The following is a 16816-nucleotide window of genomic DNA, read 5'->3' on the forward strand; positions in this document are numbered from 1 at the left end:
GACCGTGAAAGAGCGCCATTTTCCGTTTACCCGCCGAGCGCCCGGCTGACCACTTCGGCGACATCGCGCGACAGTCCGGCATGGTCGCGGATGCGTTCGAGCGCGGCGCGAGCGTGCGCCTGGCGGCCGGCGTCGAACTTCTTCCAGCGGTCGAAACTGCGCGCCAGGCGCGAGGCCACCTGCGGGTTGCGGTCGTTAAGCGCGATCACCTGTTCGGCCATGAAGGCGTAGCCGCTGCCGTCGGCGGCGTGAAAGCGCGCGAGATTAGCGCCGAAGGCGCGGATCAGCGCATAGACTTTGTTCGGATTGCCGAGGTCGAAGGCCGGGTGCGCGGTCAGCGCCTTGACCGTGGCCAGCGTGTCGGGGCGGCGGCTGGTCGATTGCACCTGCAGCCATTTGTCGACCACCAGCGCCTCGTGCTGCCATTGCGCGTAGAAGTCGGCCAGTGCCTGCTCGCGCTGCGGGCAGGGATCGGCATTCACATTGGCCAGCGCCGCCAGCGCCGCGAACTGGTCGGTCATGTTGTCGGCCTGCGCGAACTGGCTGGCGGCCAGGCGATAGCTGGCGGCGTCGGCGAGTTCGAGCAGGTAGCCGAGGCAGACGTTGCGCAGCGCGCGGCGGCCGGCCTGCTCGCGGCTCGGTGCATAGGGCTCATTCACGGTCAACGCCGCGTAGAGGCCGGAAAACTCGCCTTCGAGCTGTTCGGCGAGGTGGCGGCGCAGGGCATTGCGCGCGGCGTGCAGGGCCTCCGGATTGACCTCTGCCAGCAGTTCGGCCAGCGTGCCTTCGCCGGGCAGGGTGAGGGCTTCGGCGACGAAGGCCGCGCCGCGCTCGGCTTGCGTCTGGAGCAGGCGGCGGCAGGCAGCGGTGAAGGTCTCCGGCCACTGCGGCTGACGCCCGGCGGCGATTTCGGCGGTGGCGTCGAGGATCAGCGTGGTGGCGAGGCGCTGGCCGGCTTCCCAGGCATTGAACGAGTCGCTTTCGTGCGCCAGCAGCAGGGCCAGTTGTTCCGGGCTGTAGGCGAAGTCGAGATAGACCGGCGCCGAGAAATCGCGCAGCAGCGACGGTACCGGCTCGGCGGCGAGGTCGTTGAAGACGAAGGACTGGCTGCTGGCGGTGAGCTGCAGGGTGCGCTCGCTGCCCGGCAGCAGTGCGCCGCTCTCCGCGAACAAGGCGACGCGGACCGGGATCAGGTAAGGCTGTTCATCGCTGGCCTTGGCGTTGCTCTGGCTCAGAGTCAGCGTGTAGCTCCGCGATTCCGGGTCGAAATGGCCGTCGACCGTGACTTTAGGCGTGCCCGGCTGGCGGTACCAGCGCATGAACTGGCTGAAATCGAAGCCGGAGGCTGCCGCCATCGCCGCGACGAAATCCTCGCAGGTCACCGCCTGCCCGTCGTGGCGGCGGAAGTATTCGTCCATCCCGGCGCGGAAGGCGTCGCGGCCGATCAGCGTCTGGATCATGCGGATCACCTCGGCGCCCTTTTCATAGACCGTCGCGGTGTAGAAATTGTTGATCTCGATATAGGACTCGGGCCGGATCGGGTGCGCCATCGGGCCGGCGTCTTCCGGGAACTGCGCGGCGCGCAGGGTGCGTACCTCGCGGATGCGGGCGGTCTGGCGGTTGTGCAGGTCGGCGCCGAATTCCTGGTCGCGGAAGACGGTCAGGCCTTCCTTCAGCGACAGCTGGAACCACTCGCGGCAGGTGACGCGGTTGCCGGTCCAGTTGTGGAAGTATTCATGCGCGACGACCCGGTCGATGTTCTCGAAATCGACGTCGGTAGCGACATCCGGGCGGGCCAGCACGTACTTGGTATTGAAGATGTTGAGGCCCTTGTTCTCCATCGCGCCCATGTTGAAATCGCCGACGGCGACGATCATGTAATGGTCAAGGTCGCATTCGAGGCCGAAGCGTTCTTCGTCCCACTTCATCGACTTCTCGAGCGCGGCCATCGCGTGCGGGCATTGGTCGAGCTTGCCCGGCTCGACGTAGATCGCCAGCTGCACGGTACGGCCGGAGGCGGTGGTGAAGGTGTCGCGCAGCACGTCGAGCTTGCCGGCGACGACGGCAAACAGATAGGCCGGCTTCTTGAACGGGTCTTCCCACTTGGCCCAGTGTTTGCCGTTGGCTTCGTCTCCGGCAGCGACCGGGTTGCCGTTGGCGAGCAGGACCGGGAAGGTCGCTTTATCGGCGTGCAGGGTTACGGTATAGACCGACATCACGTCCGGGCGGTCGAGGAACCAGGTGATGCGGCGGAAGCCCTGCGCCTCGCACTGGGTGAAATAGCCGTCTCGCGAGCGGTAAAGGCCGGAGAGGCGGGTGTTGCGGTCGGGCTGGATGCGCACCACGGTCTGCAGCGTGCACTGGTCGGGCAAGGCATCCACGGTCAACGTGCGCTCAGTGACCAAAAACGGCACTTCCTGGCCGTCGACCGTGAGCGACAGGGTGTCCAGTTCCTCGCCGTCGAGCACCAGCGGCTGCGCCGGCTGCTCAAGGTTGCGGCGCAAGGCCAGGCGGCTGGTGACCGTGGTCCCGTCGGCGGCGATTACGAAGTCGAGATCGACCCGGTCGATCCACCAGGCGGGCGGAGTGTAGTCCTTGAGATAAATGGTCGGGGCGGTATCGGTGTTCATCGGGTCTCTGGCCTGAATGCGAAATGAGCGCCCGATGATAAGGCAAAGCCGGCCCTGTAGCGTGGCCCGCTTGCCGGCGCCGGCTCAGCCAGATCGTTGCCGACCGTCAGTCGCGGCCGCGCCCATGACCGTGCCCGCGATCACCTCGATCACCGCGGCCGCGTTCGTCGTCGCGATCGTTGCGGTACTCCCGGCGCTCGTGCTGTTCGCGGTAAAGCGGGATGTATTCGTTGCGGTACCAGTCGTCCTGCACGAAATACACCGGCCGGCCGCAGGCGTTGTAGCGGTCGCAGTAGCGGTGCCATTTCTTGGCATGGCCGGGCGGTACGCGCAGGTAGAGCGGCGGATAGGCGACGCGGGCCGGACGAACGACGATCGGCTCGGCGTAAATCAGCGGCGGCGGCGGATAGCCGCCAATGTCGATGCGGCCATAGAAACCGGGCTGTCCGATGCTGACGGAAATCTGTGCGCTGGCAGGCAGGCTGACGGCGGCGGCGAGCACTGCGGCGGCAAAAAGCTGGGGAAATTTCATGATGATCGTTCCGACAAGGAGGGTATTAAGCAAACGCTCGAACCAGTCGGTTGGTGGACAGCGGCGATCAAGGATTGGTTGCCCGACGATGGCCGGCGGGCGCCGAGCATTTCCCGGCAGGTTGGCGGAGCCAGGGGGCGCGGGCATCGGGCCGGTTGTGCCGGAAGTCAGTCCCGGCAATGGATGCTTCGTGCGGTGTCGGTTTGCATGGGCAGGAGGATTGGGGAGGGTGCGCTGAGGAATCTCCCGGCATTTCTGCGTCCTCTCGGCAAAACTGCTTGCGACGATATGTCGCAGGCTTGCGGCCGGGGCTTCGCCCTACAATGCGGGCCCCGCAATTCATCCATAAAAACAGTGCATTAGAAAATCATGGTGCGCTGATCGGAATTCCATGCAGACATTCAAGCTTCTTCCCCTGGCCTGGGCCTTGGCCGCTATCGGCAACGTACTGGCCGGCGAAAGCGGTATCGCCGCGACCGACAATTCGGCAGTCACCCTCGGCGAAATCAAGGTCCAGGGCAGCGGCAGTCTGCCGGCGCGCAGCGTGCTCAGTTCGGTCAATCTGCTCGGAGCGAGCCAGATCGAGAACCAGAACGTCAAATCGCCGTGGCAACTGTTCAACCTGATGCCGGGGGTGATGATGACCGAGTTCAACATGGGCACGACCTCGGGCAAGTTGTCCTTCCGCGGCTTCAACGGCGAAGGCGAAGTGAACGCCGTCAAACTGCTGATCGACGGTATTCCCAGCAACAGCAACGATGGCAACATGCCCTATCTCGACCTGCTGTTTCCGCTCGACATCGAGTCGATCGAACTGGTCAAGGGGACCAACGATCCGCGCTACGGCCTGCACAACATCGCCGGCAATGCCAACCTGACGACCACCGTCGGCGGTAATTACACGCGGGCCAGAGCGGCGCTGGGCAGCTTTGCCGCGCGCGAGCTGCAATTGGCAAAAGGGATCGAGGACGGCGGCTGGAGCCAGAACTACTTCTTTGCCTACCAGGCGGCCGATGGCTGGCGCGACCATGCCGGATCCGAGAAATTCTCGACCGCCGGCAAATGGTTCTATTCGCCGGATAGCGGGCGGACCCAGTTGGGGCTGATCGCTCGTGCCTATCGCCAGGCGGCGGAAGAGCCGGGCTATCTGAGCCGCAGCGAAGCGGCCAGCGCGCCGCGCAGTTCGCCGGCACGCAGCGAGACCGATGCCGGCCGGCGCGAGATGCAGCAGGTCAGCCTGCATGCCGACCGCCAGTTCACCGAGCGCCTGTTCGGCAGCGCCAAGGCGTATCTCAATCACATCGACGACCGGCGCTGGCTGAATTACGGCCAGGGCTTGCAGGCGCAGGAGCGGGCGATCCAGGAAACCCAGCGCGGGCTGCTGGCGACGCTGACCTGGCGGCCGCAGGTCAGCCTGGTGCACGACCTCGCCATCGAAGGCGGGGTCGATGGCGAGTGGCAGGAGAACCAGAGCCAGCGCTACAACATCGCCAAGCGGCTGCGGCTGGCGCAGACACGCGACCAGGATTTCGATTTCAACATTGCCGGTGCTTTCGTCCAGGCGGTGATTCGCCCGACCGAGCGCTTCAAGATCATTCCGGCGCTGCGTGTCGATAGCGTCTCCGGGCATTACGTCAATCGCCTGAGCGGGGTCAATTACGACATGAACGATTACGGTCTGATCAAACAGCCGAAACTGAGCGCCCTGTACAGCCTGACGCCGGCCTTCAGCCTGTACGGCAACGCCGGCCGCAGCTTCCAGGTCGGCGCCGGGACCGGTGCCTACCGGCAGAGCGCACTCGCCGATCAGACGCCTTCGCTCAACGATGGCTGGGAGGCCGGCGTCAAGTTCAAGCCGCTGGCTGGGGCCGAGGCCCGCGTGGCGCTGTGGCGGCAGACGGCGGCCAACGAAATGCGGCGCAAGCTGTTCGGGGCCAGCAATGATGTCGAGGCAGTCGGCAAAACCCGGCGCCAGGGGCTGGATCTCGAATTGTCGGCCAAGCTCGGCGAACAGACGCGGGTCTGGGTGTTCCATTCCTGGCAAAGCTCGGAAATCCTCAAGGCTGGCGCTCAGGAGCCGCTGGCCCAGGGCAAGGAAATCGACCACGTACCACGCCGCATTCTCTCGGCCGGTGTTGAGCGTAGCGTTGGTGATGCCTGGCGGGTGCAAGCCACGGTCAACACGCAAAGTGACTATTTTCTGGAGCGGACCAACGCGACGGCCAAGTTCGGTGCCTACACGCTGGTCAACCTGGCGGCCAACTACCGCCTGAACGCGAATACCAGCCTCGATTTCCAGGTGCGCAACCTGTTCGACAAACGCTACGAGTACGTCTGGTACGACAGCGGCAATACCTTCCATTCGCCGGGCGATGGGCGGGCAGTGTTCGCAGCGATCAATTACCGTCACTAAAAAAAGCACAGGCCAGAGTGCCTGAGGCGATATTCATTACTGGAGAAATCATGTTTTTGTTTCAACGATTCACCTTGCGCCCCTTGGCGGTTGCGGTGCTGGCCTTGGGCAGTCCGTTCCTGGCGATGGCCGACGAGGCGACCGTGCTTGGCGAGGTCCGGGTCAGCGGTCAGGCCGAGAACGACGCGATCACGCTCAAGCGCAAAACGAGTACCGGCTCGCGCCTTGGTCTGACGATCCAGGAAACCCCGGCGGCAGTGACGGTGGTCGGGCGCGAAACTCTGGAACAGCGCGGCGTCGGCAATACCCAGGAGGCTCTGCGCGGGGTGCCGGGGATCAGTTGGTCGTCCGATCCCGGTTCGTCGGGCACGGTCTTCTTCCGCGGCTTTTCCGGCGCCAGCGTGACCCAGATGTTCAACGGTATTACCGTTCAGTATGACTCGATTGCTGCACGGCCGGTCGATAGCTGGATTTACGACCGGGTCGAGACCATCGGCGGCGCGTCAAGCTTTCTCAATGGCGCCGGCGGCGTTGGTGGCTCGGTCAACAACATCACCAAGCTGGCTAATCGCGACGGCGAAACCAGCGAGGCCAAGGTCGGTGTCGGCAGCTACGACAAGAAACAGCTGGCGGTCGGGACCAACCGGCAGCTGAGCGACAATCACTACCTGCGCCTCGACATCAATCGCGAGGAAGGCGGCACCTGGGTCGATGGCATGCGCCGCGAAGCCACCCAGTTTGCCGGCTCGTGGCTGGTCGACCTGACCCCGGCCCTGTCGCACACATTGGCCGTCGAGTACCAGAAGGAAACCGTGGATCGCCCGTACTGGGGGACACCGACCTTGCGGGGCAGCGGGGGGACGATGCAGATCGACCGGGAAACGCGGTTCAGGAACTACAACAGTCGCGATGGTATTTACGAGCAAACTGTGCAGTGGGCACGCTCGGTGCTCGATTACCGGGTCAGTGATACGCTGAAGCTGAAAAACACGGTCTACGCCTACGATGCCTTGCGTGACTATCGCAACGTCGAGGTCTACGCCTTCAATGCTGGCAACACGGCGGTGGCCCGTTCGGCGGCACTTCTCCAGCGCCACGATCAGAAACTGCTCGGCAACCGTTTTGAATTCACCTGGGATTCGACACTGGGCGGCAAGACTTCGACCTGGGCCGGGGGTGTGGACTACAGCATCAATAAACAAACCCGCTTTCCACTTAGTCTGGCCGGGCCATTCGGCACCGTTGATCCGTACCACTTCAGCACCGAAGCCTTCTTCTCTATTCCGGGAATGGTTCCGGGCTTCACTCCCGATCGCAGCAACCGGGTCAAAACCCTGGCCCTGTTCCTGGAAAACCGGACCTTGCTGACGCCCGCCTTGGCCTTGGTCAGCGGCCTGCGCTGGGAGCAGATTGACCTTGAAGTGACCAATCTGCGCGCCGCCAGCGCCAGTAATCCGGCTTATTTCGAGCGTCGTTACCAGCCTTTGACCGGGCGTCTGGCGCTGAACTACGAGTTGACGCCGCAGTGGTCGACTTATGTCCAGTACAGTACCGCCGCCGATCCACCGGCCGGCATCCTGACCACCGCCAGTTTTTCGCAGGTACGCGATTTCGACCTGACGACCGGCCGACAGTGGGAAATAGGGAGCAAGTATCTGTTCGCCGATAACAAAGGTCAGGCAACGGTGGCCTATTACGACATCGTCCGCCGCAATATCGCGGTTGCCGACCCGGTCAATCCGGGGACAACCCTGCCAGTCGGCCAGCAGTCGTCGCAAGGGATCGAATTGGCGGTTTCATATAAGCCGGCGCCGCAGTGGCGTCTCGATGGCAATCTGGGCATCGTTTCGGCGCAATACGACGACTTCACCGAAAACGTTGGTGGTGTCGCCGTTTCACGCGCCGGCAAGCGGCCGGCGAATGTGCCGGAACGAGTGGCCAATGCCTGGCTGACCTTTACCCCGCATGCCCAATGGGAACTAGGGGCCGACGCCCGCTATGTTTCCGCGCGTTTCGGCGATACCGCCAATACCTATCGTGATCAGGCTTACACCCTGTTCGGTGCTTACGTCAGCTACAAGCTGGATCGCAAGACTTCGCTCACCCTGCGTGGCAAGAACCTTTCCGACGAGGTTTACGCAGAGCGGGTCAGTGGCACTGGCATGGCTTACCTGGGCGCCCCGCGTACCGTCGAATTGAGTCTGCACACCCGTTTCTGACCTGTTGAGAACCGTATGGCCCGCTGCGGCGGGCCGCTTTTTTCCGCCATGAATCTGCGTCGTTATCTTTATCTCGGGCATCGCTGGCTGGGGATCGCCCTGGCCTGGTTGATGCTGCTCTGGTTCGTTTCCGGCGCGGTCATGCTTTACGTCGGTTATCCCAAGCTGACCCCGGCCGAGCGCCTGGCCCATCTGCCCGCACTGGCGCTGGCCGAGGTCTTGCCGCCGGAGCAGGTACTGGCCGGGCTGCCGGTGCGACCGACCGCGTTGCGTCTGTCGATGCAGGGCGAACAGGCGGTCTACGTGGCGCGCCTGGGGCAGGAAAGCCGTGTTTTCGACGCCCGCACCGGCCTGCCATTGGCGCAGCCGGACGCTGAGCGCTGGCACCGGGTTGCTGCGGCCTGGGCGCCGGGGCTGCCGGTCCGGATGCTGGGTAGCGTGCAGGAGGATGCGTGGACGCATTCGCGCGCGCTCGACCCGCATCGGCCGCTGCAATTGTTCAGCGTTGGCGACGATTGGCTCTATCTGTCCGGCGTCACCGGCGAAGTGGTGCGCGATGCGCCGGCATTCGAGCGCCGCTGGGGATGGCTCGGGGCCTGGCTGCACTGGCTCTATCCCTTGCGCGGCGGCGTGGCCGAAGTGTTCTGGCAGGATTTCGTGATCTATACCGCGCTGGCCGCGACGTTGCTGACCCTGCTCGGCCTGTGGATCGGTGTTGGCCGCTGGCGGCGGCGTCGCTACGCCAACGGTTGCCACACACCGTATCGCGAGTTCTGGTTGCGCTGGCATCACCTGATCGGGCTGTGGGGCGGGCTGCTGGTCTTGCTATGGGCATTGAGCGGTTTGCTCTCGATGAACCCGTGGCGGATTTTCGACGGGCGCAAGCCGCCGGCTGCGGTTGGCCTGCCGTCCTTGGCCGACTTGCCGGCGCCGGCGCAGTGGCTAACCTGCACAGCAAGCGCCGGTACGGTCGAGGTGCTGTGGCAGAGTGTGGCCGGGCAACCGCTGGCCGTCCTGCGGCGCGGCAATGCTGCGCCGCAGGTGCTGTTGCCGGCGACCGCGTGTCCGCAAACCGGCGAACTTCCCGCCGACTGGCTGCGCCGCGAAGCCGAGCGGCAGGGCGGCGGATCGGTACAGGCCAGCGAGCGGCTGAGCGCCTACGACTTCCATTATTACGCACGGGCTCAGCACACCATGGGCGGGCATCTGGAGCGGCCGCTACCCGCCTTGCGCTACCGTTTCTCCGATGCCGAGGCAACGTGGGTCACGCTCGATCCGGTAACCGGTAGCGTCGTGCAGCGCTCAACCCGGGCGAAGCGCTGGCAACGGGTGTTGTTTGCCCTGTTTCACAGCTGGGATTGGCTACCTTTGCTTGAATGTCGCCCGCTTTGGGACCTGGCGATGATCGTCGGCAGTGTCGGCGGGGCCGTGGTTTCTCTGTCCGGTCTGATTCTCGGCTGGCGGCGCCTGCAACGTCGCCGCCAGTCGCCGCCTACAGCGGCTTCACCGGAATGCACAACTGGCAGTTGAATTCGCCGGTTGCCGGGTTGTAATCCGGGTTGATCGGATAGCGTTCAAAAAATGGCCGGCTGTCGATTTGCAGGCCGCTGTTGGGCAGCCAGTCGCGCATGAATTCGCTCCAGGCGCGGCCGATGCCAGCGCCGGTACCGCGATAGTCGGCCAGGGCGTAGCGTCCGCCGGGCAGCAGGGCGACACCGGCCGGGCTGCCTGGGGTGGCGTCGGCGGCGATTTCGACGCCGGCGTCGTAGCGGCAGTTTTCTGGCGCGGTGATCCCGGGGTCGTCGTGGCCGATGCCGTAGCAGACGCGGCCGGCGAGGTCATTGGCGTGCATCCAGGGGAAAAACGCTTGCCGCCAGAAGGCTTCGACGCTCGGGCCATAGGGGCCGATATGGCGCAGGTAGGCAATGCGGACAGGCGGCAGGGTGGCGAGGGTGACGGGCATGGGAAACTCCGTAGGGGTCGGGTGATTGACCCCGGAAGTGTCGCTTCCGGCTGCGGCCGGCGCCTGATCGAACTTGCGCTCGACCTGATCGTGCTTGCGCCGTTGCTGCAGCAGTTCCTCGGCCCAGCGTTGCTCGGTGGTCGCCCGCCAGGCGCTCGGAGTTTGCCCGAAGTGTGTTTTGAAGGCGCGGGCAAAGGCCTCGCCGGAGCCGAAACCGACACTCAGCGCGACGTGCAGGACCGGCGTTTGCCGTTGCCCGGCGAGGCGGGCGGCGGCGACTTCGAGGCGGCGCCGGCGCAGGTAGTCGCCGAGGGTTTCGCCCATCCAGGCGGTGAAGACGCGGTGGAAATGGAAGGGCGAAAAATGGGCGACCTCGGCCAGTTGCGCCACTTCCAGCGGGGCGTCGAGGTGGGCGTCGATCTGGTCGAGGACGCGGTTCATCCGTTGCGTGTAGGCAGCGAGCGGGGCCAGCCGTTCACGGCGGCCGGCGGCGACGCCGGTGTCGGGGTTCTGGCCAGAGCGGACATTGCGCGGGCTGCGCCCCAGGCGGCGGGGAGGCTGTGCCATCTCAGTTCAACGAGGCGCCGGCCAGTTTGCCGGCGAAGCCGATGAACAACGCGCCGACCGCACCGGTGCCACCGGCTGCCAGCCAGCGGCGGCGGCTGACCTGGCGGGCGAGATGAACGCCGCCGAAGATCAGCAGGGTCAGGTAGAGCGCGCTGCAGATTTGCACGATCAGCCCGAGGATCGCGAACGACAGTGCTGGATGCGGGTAGTCCGGCGAAACGAACTGGATGAAGAAGGAGACGAAGAACAGGATTGCCTTCGGGTTGGTCAGGCTGATCAGCAGTGCGATGCGGAAGGGGCGGCTGGCGTCGAGGCGCGGCGCCAGTGCCGGGTCGTGCTCGTTTGCCGGTTGCCCCCAGCGGGCGATGCCGGCCTTGATTAATTTAAATCCGAGCCAGGCCAGATAAGCCGCGCCGCTGTACTTGATCAGCATGAACAGCGCCGGCGTGGCTTGCAGCAGCGAGGCGACCCCGGTGGCCGCCGCCAGCATCAGCACGGTATCGCCGACGAAGATGCCGCAGGCACCGCGATAGCCGGCGGCGACGCCTTCGCGCGAGGCGACGGTCATCACGTAGAGCGAATTCGGCCCCGGCAGCAGCACGATGACGATGGTGCCAATGATGAAGGCCCACAGATCGGTGATTCCGTAAAACATGCTTCAGTCCTTGCGTTGCCAGACCTGCCAGCGTTCGCGGCCGGCAAACACCGGGATCGAGTCGGCGACCGGGCGATCTTCAAGGCAGATGAAATGCGGGGCCAGCAGTTCGGCGAGCTGTGCTGCCTCGATCCCGAAGGGCGGACCTTTGAGTTGCTCGCAGACGAAGAAATAGCCGGCCAGCCGGGCGCCGGCCGGCAGCAGTTCGGCGACGCGCTGCGCCCAGTCGGCCCACAGCTTGCGCGGCAGGGCGCAGAGGAAGGCGCGTTCATAGATCAGGTCGAGCGGTGTTTCCGATTGCCACTGGAAAAAATCGGCGCAGACAACGTCGACCGTGGAAGCTGGCCCGAGCACCGGAGCGAGCACGCCACGCGCCCGCTCGACGGCGACCGGCGAAAAATCGAGGGCGGTGGTGCGCCAGCTGTGTTCTGCGAGCAGCACCGCTTCCCAGCCGCTACCGCAGCCGGGGATCAGGGTGCGCAGTGGCGTCGTTTCGGCAGCGACAAAGGCAGCGAAATCATCGGGCACCTTGCCCGCATCCCACGGGGTGGTGCCGGCGCCGAAGCGCTTGCACCAGAAGTCGGGGTGTTCCGGGCGCTGGTCCGGGGTTTTTCCGTCGGCAGTTTGGTTCGCGGTTGGCTGATCCATCAGTGTCTCTTTTCGGCTTACGGACGCGTCTTGAGCTGGCGCTGCGACTGGTCGATCGCGCTTTCAAGATAGCTTTGGTAAAAATCGGGCAGGCGGGCGCCGACAATCGGCTCGGCCAGCGCTTCGCCTTGCGGGCCGTAAAAGGCAACGACCGGCACCAGCTTGATCCCGTTGGCGGCGGTGAAACGGGCGTGGGTGGTGCTGCGGCCGGAGAAGTCGCGTAGCGGGCTGTCGCGGTCCTGGCCGATTTCGCGGATCACGATGCGTTGACCGTAGTTCTTGTCGCGCAGCAGGGCGCGCAGGTGATTCTGTTTGATGGTCCGGCAAAAATGGCAGTCCGCACGGCTGTAGAGCACGATCAGCGGTCCGCCGGCGGCCGCCGCCTGGCGGCTTTCGGCCGCCAGGTCGCGGGCCGGCAAAAGCTCGGATGCATCAAGAGTGGCGTAGGGGGCACATGCTAGAATCAGCGCTCCCAAACGCATCGACCATTGCCGCATCATGTCCGCTCTCAACAAAATCGTCATCGCCTCTCGTGAATCCCGCCTCGCCATGTGGCAGGCCGTGCATGTTCAGGGCCGCCTGGCCGAACTCAATCCGGGGGCGGAGGTCGTTATTCTAGGCATGACGACCAAGGGTGACCAGATTCTTGACCGCCCGCTCGCCGAAATCGGTGGCAAGGGCCTGTTCATCAAGGAGCTGGAAGTGGCGATGCAGGAAGGCCGCGCCCACCTCGCGGTACATTCGATGAAGGATGTGCCGATGACCATGCCCGAGGGCTTTGCGCTGGAAGCCATCTCGGCCCGCGAAAATCCGCGCGATGCCTTCGTTTCCAACAACTACAACGGTCTCGACGAATTGCCCGCCGGGGCTGTGGTCGGCACCTCCAGCCTGCGCCGCGAAGCGATCTTGCGCGCCAAGTACCCGCAGCTGGTGATCAAGAGCCTGCGCGGCAACCTCGATACCCGGCTGAAGAAGCTCGATGCCGGCGAATACGATGCGATCATCCTCGCCGCTGCCGGCCTGATCCGCCTTGGCCTCAAGGACCGGATCAAGACCATCCTGACCCCGGAGCAATCGCTGCCGGCTCCCGGCCAGGGGGCGCTGGGGATCGAGATCGTCGCCGGCGATGCGGCCATGGCCGCTGTGGTCGCGCCGCTCAACGATCCCGAAACCGCGCATTGCGTGCGCGCCGAACGCGCCTTCTCGCGCGCACTGGGCGGCTCCTGCCAGGTACCGCTGGGCGGCTACGCGATCATCGATAACGGCCAGCTGTGGCTGCGCGGCTTTGTTGCCACCCCGGACGGCCAGGAAATGCTCGCCGGCGAAGTGCGCGGTAACCCGGCCGACGACGAAGCGCTCGGCCTGCAACTGGCCGCCGACCTCCGCGCGCGCGGCGTTGAGGCCATTCTGCAAAAACTCGGCCTCTGCCGCTGAAGCGCATGGCCAGCGACGGCGTTCTCGCCGGCCGGACCATCGTCGTGACCCGGCCGCTGGCCCAATGCGGGCCGCTGGCCGAGGCGATCCGAGCCGCTGGCGGCGAGCCGCTGGTCTTTCCCCTGCTCGAAATCCTGCCGGCCGATGATCCGGCACCTTTGGTGGCGGCGGTTGAGCAGCTGGCCAGCTACCGGGTGGCGATTTTCATCAGCCCAAACGCGGTCGACCACGCCTTGCCGGCGATTATCGCGGCTGGCGGCTGGCCGGCCGGCTTGCTGCCGGCGGCGGTCGGCCAGGGTACGGTCAAGGCCCTGGCGGCGCATGGCGTGCATGGCTGCATCGCGCCGACCGAGCGTTTTGACTCGGAGGCCTTGCTCGAACTCCCCGAGCTCGCGAGGGAGCGGATCGCCGGCCAGCGGATCGCGATCTTTCGCGGCGACGGCGGCCGCGAACTGCTCGGCGACACCCTGCGTGCGCGCGGTGCGACGGTCGATCCGGTGACCTGTTACCGTCGCCTCGGCCCGTCGGCCGGTGCCCAGCCCCTGCTGGCTGCCTGGAAAAATCGGTCTCTCGATGCGTTGACCGTGTCGAGCAGCGAAGGCCTGCGTTACCTCTGGGATTTGCTGCCGGAAGAAGGGCGCTTGGCGCTCGCGGAAACCCCGGTTTTCGTGCCGCATGCCAGAATTGCCGAAAATGCTAAAATCATCGGTTTGCAAAAAATAATCCTTACCGAAGCGGCGGATCAGGGCATTTTGCGCGCCCTGCGTGCTTATAATTGGCAGCGATGAGGCCGGCATGAGTTCGGCCGGGAGGATGGGCGTTTCGGGCGCTCAGCCAATTCATGACGCAATGCAAAAAAGAACGAGAGGGACTCCATGCTGAACATCGACATGCGCAAAATCTACAATTTTTACCCGATCGAGCCGGAGCCCGATCCCGCCAATCTCCCGACGGGGGGTGATCTCTACTACGAGTGTCTGGATTGCACCGTGATCTGCAATTCGGTGCCGCATATCAAGGCCGCTTGCGCCTGTGGCAACCTCGAAGGTGGCGGTGGCAAGCTGAATGTCAAGAATCCGGCACGGGTGCGTGTCGTGCGTGGCAAGCTGAAGTAACGGTTAGCTGGCAACTTTTGGCTGAAGCAAGGGGGGGCGCCATGGCGCCCCCTTGCTTTTTGCTAACCCCCCCTCAACTGATGGCCGACGGCTAAGCCAGCCAGTCGGTCGGCTTGAGGAAGACTTCGTAGAGCTCGGCTTCCGGCGTTCCGGTTTCCGGCTGCCAGTCGTAGCGCCATTTGACGACGGGCGGCAGCGACATCAGGATCGACTCGGTGCGGCCGCCGGATTGCAGGCCGAACAGCGTACCGCGATCCCAGACCAGGTTGAATTCGACATAGCGGCCACGGCGGTAGGCCTGAAAATCGCGCTCGCGTTCGCCATAGGGCATCTCGCGGCGTTTGGCGAGGACCGGCAGATAGGCGTTGGTGAAGGCCTTGCCGACCGCCTGGGTCAGTGCGAAGCAGCGGGTGAAGCCGCCTTCGTTGAGATCGTCGAAGAAGATGCCGCCAACCCCGCGCGGCTCATTGCGGTGCTTGAGGAAGAAATACTCATCGCACCAGTCTTTGTACTTGGGATACACCTCGTCGCCAAAAGGCATCAGCGCGTCGCGGCAGGTGCGGTGAAAATGCGCGACATCCTCGCGTTGACCGTAGTAAGGGGTCATGTCCATGCCGCCGCCGAACCACCAGACCGGGGCTTCGCCTTCCTTGGTGGCGACGAAGCAGCGGACGTTCATGTGCGCGGTCGGGCAGTAGGGATTGCGTGGGTGCAGCACCAGCGAAACGCCCATCGCTTCCCAGGCACGGCCGGCGAGTTGCGGACGCACTGCGGTGGCGGAGGCGGGGAGGGATTTGCCGGTAACGTGCGAGAAATTGACGCCGCCGCGCTCGAAGAAGTTGCCCTCTTCGATCAGCCGAGAAATCCCGCCGCCGCCTTCCGGGCGGGTCCAGCTATCGGTGCGGAAGGCCTGGCCGTCGAAGGCTTCGAGTTCGGCGACGATGCTGGCCTGCAGGCCGGTGAAAAAGTCTTTCAGCGCTTGAGTCGGTATCGGTTCGTGGGTCATGTCGGGGAGATGTTGTCGTTATGGATGGTATAGCGGTTGCGGCCGGTACCCTTGGCGCAGTACATCGCCCGGTCGGCGCGGGCGATCAGGGTGTCGGCGAGCAGATCGCTGGGTTCGCTGCCGGGCTCGATGCAGGCAATGCCGATCGAGACACCGATCTGCAGGTTTTCACCCTGGATCGGGAAAGTCGGGGCAAGCCCGTCGATGCACCGCTGGGCTGCACGCTGGGCTGCATCGAGCGGATTCGCGGTATCACTGAGCAGGATCAGGAATTCATCGCCGCCGAGGCGGGCGAGCAGGTCGCAGTCACGAATGCATTGACGCAGCCGCTGTCCGACCTCGAACAGCAGCAGGTCGCCGAGTTGATGCCCGTATTGGTCGTTGACCGCCTTGAAACCGTCGAGATCGAGGAAAAGCAGGGCCAGGCCGGTATTCTGGCGCCGGCAGCGGCGGATTTCCAGGTTCATGCGGTCACGGATTGCGAGCCGGTTGGGCAATCCGGTCAGCGGGTCGTGATGTGCGATGTCGGCCAGGCGCCTTTCCTGAGCCAGCAGTTTTTGCTGCAGCTGGTTGAAGCTGTCGGCTACCCGCGCCACTTCGTCGCCCGTTCCGAGCGCGATGGCTTGCAGCGGTCGCTGGCCGCTGGCCATCTCCTGCAAGGCGGTAGCCAGTACGCCCAGCGGACGGAGCAAACGGTCAAGTCCGATCAGCAGTCCCACCAGCAGAGGCAGGCTGAGCAGCAGGGCCAGCAGGAGGGCATTCTGGCGCATGTTGTCTACGGCGGCCAGGGCGGTACTGGCAGGCTGTCGAGCCAGCAACGACCAGCCGCTTTGCGGGATATCGACCAGCGCGACCAGTTCCTGCTCTCCCGATTCCAGGCGGACGAGCCGGCTGCCGCGCTGGCCGGCAACGGCAAGATCAACGGCCGGGTCGCTGCCATCGCGCGGCAGGGCGGTCACGCTGTCCTTCTGGTCGGAACTCATCACCCAGAGCCCATGCTTGGCCGAGAGCAATTGATAACGGGCATCCTTGGCCGGACTGGCGCCAATCAGCGCGTTGAGAAAACCGGGGGCGGTCAGCGGGATGATGCCGGCAACTACGGCGCGGATTTCGCCGTGCCGGGTCAACATGGGAATCGCGATGACCAGAGCGGCTTCGCCGCTGGCCCGGGTGTACAGGGGGCGACTGATGACCGGGCGGCGGCTGGTACGGACCTCGGCGAACCAGTCCCGGTCGGCAAAGCTGCGCGGCCGGCTGGACAGCTTGATCGAGTCGGCCAGGGCGGTTCCGCCATCGGCAGGGATCACCAGCAGGCCGTTGGGAAACAGCGGATGGATGGTGCGCCGCTCATCGATCCAGCCCTGGAGTTGTGCCGGCTGGCTCAGCAGCTCCACCGGCAGGCTGCTGGCAACGCGTTGCAGGCTTTCCAGGCGCAGGCGCAGTTTGCCGTCAATGTCCTTGGCCAGATGGGTTGCGGTGGCCAGTTGCTGCTGCGATAGCTGGGCACGAATTTCATCGCGCAGCTGTTCGGTGACCAGCAGGGTGATGATGATGATGGTCAATAAAAAAAGCAGCCCGACCAGCCCGCTGATCCGGGCCTTCAGGCTGCTTGCCGGAAACGGCTTCATGCAGTG

At 64.8% G+C, this 16816-nt stretch carries 14 protein-coding genes; 6 read left to right on the forward strand and 8 right to left on the reverse strand.

Features of this window, described 5'->3' with window-relative positions:
* Positions 1-26 precede the first annotated feature (26 nt).
* Positions 27-2630 (reverse strand): aminopeptidase N, encoded by a 2604-nt coding sequence (pepN, locus tag VX159_RS02660; protein WP_371324444.1) that lies wholly within the window; start codon positions 2628-2630, stop codon positions 27-29.
* A gap of 106 nt (positions 2631-2736) precedes the next feature.
* A complete protein-coding gene (locus VX159_RS02665; protein WP_371324445.1) occupies positions 2737-3162 on the reverse strand; it encodes a hypothetical protein in 426 nt (141 codons plus the stop codon).
* Positions 3163-3553: 391 nt separating this feature from the next.
* On the opposite strand from VX159_RS02665, the gene VX159_RS02670 reads away from it, so the two are divergent.
* Genes VX159_RS02670 through VX159_RS02680 form a run of 3 tightly spaced genes read left to right on the forward strand, consistent with a single transcriptional unit; the run spans position 3554 to position 9324 of the window.
* Positions 3554-5575: a TonB-dependent receptor gene (locus VX159_RS02670; RefSeq protein ID WP_371324446.1), complete on the forward strand. Its 2022-nt coding sequence runs from the start codon at positions 3554-3556 to the stop codon at positions 5573-5575.
* Positions 5576-5625: 50 nt separating this feature from the next.
* On the forward strand, positions 5626-7794 hold the full coding sequence (locus VX159_RS02675) for a TonB-dependent receptor (protein WP_371324447.1): 2169 nt from the start codon (positions 5626-5628) through the stop codon (positions 7792-7794).
* A gap of 48 nt (positions 7795-7842) precedes the next feature.
* Positions 7843-9324, forward strand: a complete 1482-nt coding sequence (locus tag VX159_RS02680) for a PepSY domain-containing protein (protein ID WP_371324448.1) — start codon at positions 7843-7845, stop codon at positions 9322-9324.
* Here the strand turns inward: VX159_RS02680 and VX159_RS02685 are convergent.
* From VX159_RS02685 to VX159_RS02700, 4 genes are read right to left on the reverse strand one after another with little or no spacing between them, the layout of a single operon-like run.
* Entirely contained in the window at positions 9287-10324 is a 1038-nt protein-coding gene (locus VX159_RS02685; protein ID WP_371324449.1) for a GyrI-like domain-containing protein, read from the reverse strand. The genes VX159_RS02680 and VX159_RS02685 overlap by 38 nt on opposite strands.
* A gap of 1 nt (position 10325) precedes the next feature.
* Positions 10326-10979, reverse strand: a complete 654-nt coding sequence (gene leuE, locus VX159_RS02690) for a leucine efflux protein LeuE (RefSeq protein ID WP_371324450.1) — start codon at positions 10977-10979, stop codon at positions 10326-10328.
* Positions 10980-10982: 3 nt separating this feature from the next.
* Positions 10983-11627 carry a methyltransferase domain-containing protein gene (locus VX159_RS02695; protein WP_371324451.1) on the reverse strand — a complete coding sequence of 215 codons (645 nt, stop codon included), beginning with the start codon at positions 11625-11627 and terminating at the stop codon, positions 10983-10985.
* Positions 11628-11644: 17 nt separating this feature from the next.
* Positions 11645-12127 (reverse strand): hypothetical protein, encoded by a 483-nt coding sequence (locus VX159_RS02700; RefSeq protein WP_371324452.1) that lies wholly within the window; start codon positions 12125-12127, stop codon positions 11645-11647.
* Between VX159_RS02700 and hemC the strand changes: the two genes are divergently transcribed.
* The 3 genes from hemC (at position 12126) to VX159_RS02715 (ending at position 14176) form a co-directional block, all read left to right on the forward strand.
* Positions 12126-13061: a hydroxymethylbilane synthase gene (gene hemC / locus VX159_RS02705; protein ID WP_371324453.1), complete on the forward strand. Its 936-nt coding sequence runs from the start codon at positions 12126-12128 to the stop codon at positions 13059-13061. The two genes, VX159_RS02700 and hemC, sit on opposite strands and share 2 nt — an antisense overlap.
* 5 nt (positions 13062-13066) lie before the next feature.
* A complete protein-coding gene (locus tag VX159_RS02710) occupies positions 13067-13849 on the forward strand; it encodes a uroporphyrinogen-III synthase (RefSeq protein ID WP_371324454.1) in 783 nt (260 codons plus the stop codon).
* 87 nt (positions 13850-13936) lie between these two features.
* On the forward strand, positions 13937-14176 hold the full coding sequence (locus tag VX159_RS02715; RefSeq protein WP_371324455.1) for a hypothetical protein: 240 nt from the start codon (positions 13937-13939) through the stop codon (positions 14174-14176).
* Positions 14177-14267: 91 nt separating this feature from the next.
* On the opposite strand, the gene hemF is transcribed toward VX159_RS02715, so the two are convergent.
* Positions 14268-15182, reverse strand: coding sequence for an oxygen-dependent coproporphyrinogen oxidase (gene hemF / locus VX159_RS02720; protein WP_371324456.1), 915 nt, complete (start codon positions 15180-15182; stop codon positions 14268-14270).
* Entirely contained in the window at positions 15179-16810 is a 1632-nt protein-coding gene (locus VX159_RS02725) for a diguanylate cyclase domain-containing protein (RefSeq protein ID WP_371324457.1), read from the reverse strand. Before VX159_RS02725 ends, hemF begins: the two co-directional genes overlap by 4 nt.
* Positions 16811-16816: the final 6 nt, after the last annotated feature.

Source organism: Dechloromonas sp. ZY10, from assembly GCF_041378895.1.
In the GTDB taxonomy this organism is placed as follows: domain Bacteria; phylum Pseudomonadota; class Gammaproteobacteria; order Burkholderiales; family Rhodocyclaceae; genus Azonexus; species Azonexus aquae.